Origin of the sequence: Bacillus sp. ISL-4, assembly GCF_018613275.1 — a bacterium.
In the GTDB taxonomy this organism is placed as follows: domain Bacteria; phylum Bacillota; class Bacilli; order Bacillales; family DSM-1321; genus Peribacillus; species Peribacillus simplex_E.
The window spans coordinates 1-7156 of sequence record NZ_JAGGQN010000067.1 but is presented as its reverse complement, the minus strand read 5'-3'; the positions used below and the strand labels follow the sequence as shown (position 1 = coordinate 7156).

Sequence of the window (7156 nt, the reverse complement as noted above, 5' to 3'; positions counted from 1 at the left end):
ATGAAACTATACTAACTCCAAACCTTATGGTATCGATCCATATCTTATGAAGTTAATCTCAATAAACAGCAGTTTATTGGAGTTTTCTATTGTGGGGGATTGGGAACCTGTTGAGGTGTTTGCACAAGCTATATTACCTAAAAGAGAATTCTTGGAGGCCATTTTAGATGGAGCAACACACTTTTGGACTACATTGAATGATTACAAGGTGTTTAAGGGAAAAAATACAAAGAACACAACGCCTAAAGAATATCCAAAATTAATAATTGAAGAAATTGAAGAACTAAGGAAAAAGGTAAAAACCTTGTTGAACTAACGGGTGCGTTAGTTCATTAACAGGGGGGTGGTGCGGCAGCCTTTTTTTTATGGCACTAACGAGGCAGTTTAGTTGAACAAGGAATTAGATAATTATGCTAATATTAGACTTAAGTTAGGGGGCGATAATGTGGAAGACAAATTAATGGAAATGCCCTTTCCAGAACTTATCTCAAAATTAGCGGTAGCACCTTTATATATTTTAGTGGTAATAGTGGCTATTTTAAATGTAATACTAAATAGAAAAAATAAAGGATGTTTTAATTTTTTCTTGATAATGGGTTCTTGGGTATACATTTGTATATACTTATTAGCACTTTATTTCTTTTTCCTTGGAAAATAAATAGTTATACAACGAACGGGTGCGTTAGCTGAAGATCGGAGCTGTCTTTAAGGCAGCTTTTCTTATGGAACTAAAGGGGCAGGTTAGTTGAACAACCGCCCCTATTAAGCATCATAATAATAAAATGTATGGAACAATACGGCAGCTAGTGCTGCAATTTCTTCCGTTGTTGATTCAATATTAATGGTATCAACCATTGAAATCTTAGTGGAGAGAGGCATAGAAACACTTGCAATTCGTTTATTGTTACATTTTAAGTGACCTGTACCTGTATAATCTTTTTCAAAATAATAGTCTTGATTGGCAATTTTAAACGAATACGCTTTTTCAATCAATTGAACTTTATGTCTTGCAATCGGTATTGTCTGCGAGGATAAATGGTCAGTTATTTTATAACGAATGCCAGGAAACGCACAATCTATGCTATAAAGGGATTTCCCGTAAGCATAGGTTATTTTATAAGAATAAGGTAAACCAAAACGAATTGTCGCATTGACGATACTGGCAAGGAATTTATGTCGTTCTTTTTGCATCAAAAAAATGGTTTTACCCTGTTCGTCTATTATTGGTAATTTGGTTGAAATAAGCACCGATTCAGGTACTTGATAAGTAAGGGGTCGCACCTTATTCCTCCTTTACCATTGATTGTTTAAGGGTTTGCGTTAATTCTAATACTAATCCTTATCCACATACAAATATAATTTCTTATTCAACTAACGGGTGCGTTAGTTCCATAAGATGCAATAAAAGAGACCACTTATAGGTGGTCTCTTTTATTTGTTCTCATCGATAGAATACGTTCCTATCTTTGAATATTTTCTCGTGTTCTTCCGAACCTTGATACTCCTTTTCTTTTCTCTTCCTTTCCCGAGTTTATTAGAGAAAATAAAATTTTGATTCCTTAACATTATAGGTGCAATATATACATTATTTAAAAAGGCTGTATTCGTAAAGATTGTTGTTTTTGCTTAAATTTCACTTACAATAAAAAAGCAAAGTGATTTGAATTAATGAACCCTCTGTTTTTCCCGTATTAAAGTAAAATGTAAATGAAAACTAAAACTAATTGATCAATATTGAGAGGGATTGAGTGGGTCATATGAAAAGAAATAAATATTTGAAAGTTATTATACCGTTAGCTCTCATTGTAATCTGCGTTTATTGGTATTACTCAAGTATAGTAATATCAGGAACTTCAGAAAATGAAATGTGGAAGGTAACCTATTCCAAAAATACAGACCAGAGTGAACCAACTGGATGGGAAGGTCGTTTAAAACAAAGAAATGACGATAATGTAATGGTAAAAGCCATTGTAGTTAAAAAAAATGATAAAATTTTATATAGTATCGATAGTTTTGTAGAAGGAAGGGCAGAAGATGGCGAAATTACTGTTCTGCATCCTTTTTCCAAAGTTTTTTACTTAGGACCTAAGCCATCAAAAGGCACAACTGTATCCGTAGTTTGGGAGCACAACGATGAACCTGATAAAACTTATACCCACATTGTTCAAATAAGGTAGATATTAATAGGCAGCAGAAATGCTGTCTATTTTATTGGATTATTAATAGTTCAATTTCCCCTTGGTTGAACTTATTATCCAACGTCTCTAATGGAATGACCGGTTGTAAATGTAGGTTTTTGACAAAGGCTAATTTCGTAAACTTTGTTGTTTTTTATTTTTAAAAATATTGAATTATACTGAAATTAGCAATACAAAAAAAAACCAAACTCCGAAGAAAAAAGGTGAAATTTTAATGTTATACAGAAGGGGAATGACAATATGAAGAAAACAAAAGAAGAATTAATTAGTTATTATGAAAGACAGTTAGAAAAGGTAATTAGTGTTTATGGAAATGATTGGAGAAAAGAAGACTACATTAAGTGTGCAAAAGAAGATTTAGAAGCAGTAAAAAGCGATAGTGAATGGTAATGAAAAGTATATTAGCATTGATAATATGTGATTTTATATGTGGCATTTCGAGAAAATTGTACAGTAAATATTAAAGACCCGAATTAAATTCAGGCCTTATTTTTTATTAAAAAGCAACAATCTATACTAAAAGAGAATGGACAAAAGACGAGCAATAATTCTGTTTTTCTTTCCATTATTGTTAAATTTTAGTAATAAACGCGTTAATAGATACCATAAACGACTAAAAAAAGCCCACTTATAGGTGGTCTCTTTTATTTGCTCTAAAAGCAACATTAATCTCTAATAAAGCCTAAGATTAAAAGGGATTCAGGTATTATTACTTATTGTTAAAAAATTACATTTTATGTAGAATGTGTTTAATGGCTACAAAGGAGTGATTTTATGGAACGCAGCAAATACACTCGCTTATCATTTTTCTGTTTTGCTCTTTGTATCGTTTCATTCCTCGTTATATTAGGCATCGGTATATATGTTAGTGCCACCGAGCCTAGCCGCGGATATGTAAATATCGGTGTTTTAGGTCCATTGTTAGCTTGGGTTGCGATGTTATCTCCCATTTTCGGATTAATCCTAGCGATCTTAGGAGAAAAAGGTAATATGAAGTTGGTAGCCATTACTGGAAATATAGCCGTTTTATGTACGATATCTTTGTTCGTTGGTGCTATGAAATTTTATGATACTCTAGATAGGATACTTGCTTAGACAAATTTAAAACGCCCCCAATTTGGGGGCGTTTTTTAAGGAGGAAGTAGGTTGAAAAAAATGATCTTAGCGGGAATGTCGGCATTGATTATTACGGGGAGTTCGGATGAAATGAATAGAAGAGGCGGGCCATATGTGGAAATAATGGAAGAAAAAACAACTTTCGGTCTTTCTATTGTCGATACAGCAAGAATGATGGATATTGAAATTATTGAGCTGAAGGTCATTGAAGATCAAGTAATAGTACACTTTAAGTTGGACAATAAATATTCGTCAATTCCTGTTAGTTGGGATTCCGCCAAATCAAATATCGTCATCGATAATACAAAACTGAATGTGATCGATAGTTCTTTGGAGGAAAGAACTGATTCGGATGTTGTACAAGAAGGGGACATAACATTCGATGCGGAAGGTAAGGACGATATTTTCGATGAAGGGAAAGAAGTTACATTTAATTTAGGCGTGTTTGAAATTGCAGGGGATTTCCCTGAAAATAAAGAAATAACAACTTCCGTCGTACTGGATTAGTATAAAAACTGGTAAGGGAATATAGGAATATTACACACAATGGTATATCTTTTCTTGGTCGAAATGATAGAATATGCGGGTTAACACCTGAATAAAATTATTTAAGCGTAATAAAATTTGATAAAATACTTAATTAGCTAAATTAAATCTATAAAGACACCTCCTATGAGTTAGGAGGTGTCTTTATAGATTTATAGTTATTATTCCCACTCATAATCAGGATTGAATTCCTGCGGTTCTATTTCTGACATTTTATATGTAACGGGTTTTTCATTTGGCAACGTGATCGTTAGTTCGGTTATTTCTTTATTTAATTCTAAGGTTAGAAAAGAAGTCCTGTTCGATTCTTTGCTAACTATTATACCGGTTCGTTTTAATCCTGTTGATTCTGCTAACTGGAAATGAAATAGGATTTTATCTTTTCCCTTTTTCGGTATTTTTTCTAATATAAACTTGGTTCTACCCTCACCACCGTCACCATCACTTTTGATCAGGATATATGATTCATCGTCCATCCAACCACCATATATAGGATACCTAGTTGTTTCTGAAGTGGCTATATCCTCTTGTTTTGTAGAATCATCCGCCTGGTTTTTTTGTTCTGGCTCTACATCTACCTTTTCATTTGTCTCGACTACTTTATCATCAATAGTATCGTAAAAGGCAACGCCGGCGATGAATAAAGATATTGAGAAAAATACAACCAAGTTTCCTATTATACCGGTCATTTTTAGAGAGCCTTTTTCACCGATTAATGCTAGTATTAATCCACATATTGGAGCAATCATCATAATTCCAAAGATGGTGTAACCAAAAATACCGTTATTTCCAAAATCACTAGTAGGAATGGAAGTAGCTTTATTATGTCCTATAATCAAAGTCAAAACGAATAATAGAATGGTAACCATAAAGCAAGATATGGAAAAAATGCTTAACTTCTTTTTCATCACTGAATTTCCCCCTGTGTAAAATATGGTATTAATACACATAATATACATAAAACGGATTATAGACAAAGGCTAAATTATTATCAAACAAACCAGATACGTGAAAAATAGGGGTGTTTTAGATGGAAAATAAAAATGAATTAATTCCTTTTTATAAAGAAGCCATTCGGCATTTACAAGAAGAGCTGCATAATGCTAAAAACGGATACAAGAAGAACAGTCATCGCTGAGGCACTAGACACATATTACTTTGAGATTAACAAACACATCGTCTTAAAGGATGGGAAAACAAAATGGCAAAAGACATCTTTAGTCATTTCCCTCAAGTAAACAGGGTATGGGGGCTTTCAGAGGAAGAAATAATGGACAACTTTTGGTCCAAACAAAAAGGATTTCACTTTGTTGGTGAGGGTCACGATGAATATCAAGGGTACTTAATATTTGAAGAAATCAAGAAAGATTCATATTAGGAGTATTAATACAGTAAAATCAACTATATTTTAAGGCTGTTTTCTAAAAGATTGTTGCTCTCAGGATAAAAACAAATCACTTGCATTTTTATGGTAAAATATAAGTGATTTTAATCAACAAACGAGCCGGATTGTAGAATAAAGTACTTTTTCATTAACGGGGACAATTGCTGCATAACGTAATAGTAAGGATTTAAAAGGATTAGACCCTGAAGGAGGCTAAAAGTTGAAAAAAGAATATTTTGTGCAATACTCAGACCAAAGTATAATTAATAGCTTTGACTTTCCAAAAGATATCTTTGTTTCTATCACTATAGGGATTAGTGATATCCCAAATGATTTTATCATTTCCTTAGTTCAAAAAATGTTCAGTTTACCTGTTTTTTTTGTTTTAGAATCAATGATCTTTGGATATGAAAAAAAGACTTTAATTGAAAATAATATTCCTTTTTATGAGTTTTCGTCAGATGGTGCTATTATCAAAGTTGATTCTGTAGAGAAATTGAATCTGGTTAGTGAATTAGCAAAAGAATTAGTTTGTAATGGACTAAGTGTATTCATTTTTCACGGGAAAGGTATTGTAGAGCAGGATTTAATTCCCTCAAGACAATGTAATAGACCTATAGTATTTAAAAATTTTGATGTAAATAAAGTCGAAACATTTGTCGATATGGAAGAGGTTGGATTTACAATATTCAGTAAGAATAGTCTATTTAACTCGCCTGGAAAAATCCCAAACTATATATCCGATGATTACTCACTTGATATTAACAGCAGCGATATCTAACGTTACCGGCTATAAGTAGAATTGTATCCGTTATTCAACAATCGGGGGCTCTAATGATTAAACGGATCAATTGTATTATCACGCTTAGATTAAAATGCTCTGGGTGTTTTTTAGTACACCAAACTCCTAAAGCCGGTTAACTTCTGAACGTCTCAACAGTATGATAATTAGATCTTTGGCAAGCTGAAATAAGCATTTGTTCAACTCCTTTATCAAATGCCATATTCTTTCCTATTTCTAGCCAGCGAAACCAGTAAAGGTAATTATCCAGATAATATGTTCCGACTCCTTGAAAACGCTCCATCCAACCCTTTAGTCTGTTGTGAAAGTTATTAACGTGCTGTATATGATAGATACCTTTTTTCACACGTTGCTTCTGACGTTCATTAATCGTCTCGTGCAACAAGCCTTTTAACTTAGCGAATTTTTTATAGTTTGTAGCGGTATCAGTGCATAACAAAGCAGATGGGTGAATAAAATCACCTATCACTGCATCAATTTCTTCGGCTTTAACCCGCCCTGTACCTGCTTTACGTGCAATCATATTTCCATTGCGGTCTTGAGCCACGACTACGGCAACCTTAAGATTTGAAATTCCTCTTTTTTTATCTTTTTCTCCTCTTTTTTTTGGTTTTCTATGGTTGATCACACGGCACCCTTTTAAAGACTCACGAAAGAATGTTTCATCACTCTCGACAATTCCTTCTAATTGTTTGAAGCCGAGGCTACCTAGTGCGTTCAAGATTTTATGTCTCCAATAGAATGCAGTGGAAATATGTATTTTTAAGCGTTTAGCAATCTTGGGTAAAGTAACACCCTCAATCATAAGCTCAATATATTTCACCCACTTTTCTGGATATTTTGAGCCTGAAAATGGAGTATTAGTCATATCATTGAAAGTTTTATTGCAATCCTTACATAAATAGCGTTGCCTTGTACGATATTTCCCATTGCGTTTTACAGATGTACTTCCACAATGAACGCAACCTATTCCTGAAGCAAATCGAGCTTCACGTATAGGTCCGAGCAATTTATCAATTCTATTAGTTTCTTCTGGAAACAAATCTTGTTTTATTGCCTCAAATAAAGTCATTTGCTGTGACTTAGTTAAATCGTTGAAACCTTCGTATA

At 33.3% G+C, this 7156-nt stretch carries 11 protein-coding genes; 8 read left to right on the top strand and 3 right to left on the bottom strand.

The window, feature by feature from the left end; genetic code table 11:
* Nucleotides 1–91 precede the first annotated feature (91 nt).
* Together J7J00_RS26200 and J7J00_RS26195 are read left to right on the top strand one after the other, a co-directional pair.
* Entirely contained in the window at nucleotides 92–316 is a 225-nt protein-coding gene (locus tag J7J00_RS26200) for a hypothetical protein (protein ID WP_214795917.1), read from the top strand.
* Between the two features lie 129 nt (nucleotides 317–445).
* A complete protein-coding gene (locus tag J7J00_RS26195) occupies nucleotides 446–658 on the top strand; it encodes a hypothetical protein (RefSeq protein ID WP_214795915.1) in 213 nt (70 codons plus the stop codon).
* Between the two features lie 104 nt (nucleotides 659–762).
* On the opposite strand, the gene J7J00_RS26190 is transcribed toward J7J00_RS26195, so the two are convergent.
* Nucleotides 763–1281 carry a tubby C-terminal domain-like protein gene (locus J7J00_RS26190; RefSeq protein ID WP_214795913.1) on the bottom strand — a complete coding sequence of 173 codons (519 nt, stop codon included), beginning with the start codon at nucleotides 1279–1281 and terminating at the stop codon, nucleotides 763–765.
* Between the two features lie 476 nt (nucleotides 1282–1757).
* Here J7J00_RS26190 and J7J00_RS26185 point away from each other — a divergent pair, with 476 nt between their 5' ends.
* From J7J00_RS26185 to J7J00_RS26170, 4 genes are all read left to right on the top strand, one after another.
* Nucleotides 1758–2177: a hypothetical protein gene (locus tag J7J00_RS26185; RefSeq protein ID WP_214795911.1), complete on the top strand. Its 420-nt coding sequence runs from the start codon at nucleotides 1758–1760 to the stop codon at nucleotides 2175–2177.
* A 261-nt stretch (nucleotides 2178–2438) separates the two neighbouring features.
* Nucleotides 2439–2588 carry a hypothetical protein gene (locus J7J00_RS26180; RefSeq protein WP_214795909.1) on the top strand — a complete coding sequence of 50 codons (150 nt, stop codon included), beginning with the start codon at nucleotides 2439–2441 and terminating at the stop codon, nucleotides 2586–2588.
* 384 nt (nucleotides 2589–2972) lie between these two features.
* Entirely contained in the window at nucleotides 2973–3293 is a 321-nt protein-coding gene (locus J7J00_RS26175) for a hypothetical protein (RefSeq protein WP_214795907.1), read from the top strand.
* A 51-nt stretch (nucleotides 3294–3344) separates the two neighbouring features.
* Nucleotides 3345–3821 carry a hypothetical protein gene (locus J7J00_RS26170; protein ID WP_214795905.1) on the top strand — a complete coding sequence of 159 codons (477 nt, stop codon included), beginning with the start codon at nucleotides 3345–3347 and terminating at the stop codon, nucleotides 3819–3821.
* A gap of 200 nt (nucleotides 3822–4021) precedes the next feature.
* On the opposite strand, the gene J7J00_RS26165 is transcribed toward J7J00_RS26170, so the two are convergent.
* Nucleotides 4022–4768 carry a hypothetical protein gene (locus J7J00_RS26165; protein WP_214795904.1) on the bottom strand — a complete coding sequence of 249 codons (747 nt, stop codon included), beginning with the start codon at nucleotides 4766–4768 and terminating at the stop codon, nucleotides 4022–4024.
* 293 nt (nucleotides 4769–5061) lie between these two features.
* On the opposite strand from J7J00_RS26165, the gene J7J00_RS26160 reads away from it, so the two are divergent.
* Both J7J00_RS26160 and J7J00_RS26155 read left to right on the top strand, forming a co-directional pair.
* Nucleotides 5062–5238 (top strand): hypothetical protein, encoded by a 177-nt coding sequence (locus tag J7J00_RS26160; protein ID WP_214795903.1) that lies wholly within the window; start codon nucleotides 5062–5064, stop codon nucleotides 5236–5238.
* Between the two features lie 226 nt (nucleotides 5239–5464).
* On the top strand, nucleotides 5465–6025 hold the full coding sequence (locus tag J7J00_RS26155; protein ID WP_214795902.1) for a hypothetical protein: 561 nt from the start codon (nucleotides 5465–5467) through the stop codon (nucleotides 6023–6025).
* A gap of 136 nt (nucleotides 6026–6161) precedes the next feature.
* Here the strand turns inward: J7J00_RS26155 and J7J00_RS26150 are convergent.
* Nucleotides 6162–7156, bottom strand: a 995-nt coding sequence (locus J7J00_RS26150) for an IS1595 family transposase (protein ID WP_214795901.1), incomplete at its 5' end; no start/stop codon positions are given.

Bases quoted from the DNA above. Each gene is read 5' to 3' on its own strand.
- J7J00_RS26185 (WP_214795911.1), top strand. From the start codon at position 1,758: ATGAAAAGAAATAAATATTTGAAAGTTATTATACCGTTAGCTCTCATT.
- J7J00_RS26180 (WP_214795909.1), top strand. From the start codon at position 2,439: ATGAAGAAAACAAAAGAAGAATTAATTAGTTATTATGAAAGACAGTTA.
- J7J00_RS26175 (WP_214795907.1), top strand. From the start codon at position 2,973: ATGGAACGCAGCAAATACACTCGCTTATCATTTTTCTGTTTTGCTCTT.
- J7J00_RS26165 (WP_214795904.1), bottom strand. From the start codon at position 4,768: ATGAAAAAGAAGTTAAGCATTTTTTCCATATCTTGCTTTATGGTTACC.
- J7J00_RS26160 (WP_214795903.1), top strand. From the start codon at position 5,062: ATGGCAAAAGACATCTTTAGTCATTTCCCTCAAGTAAACAGGGTATGG.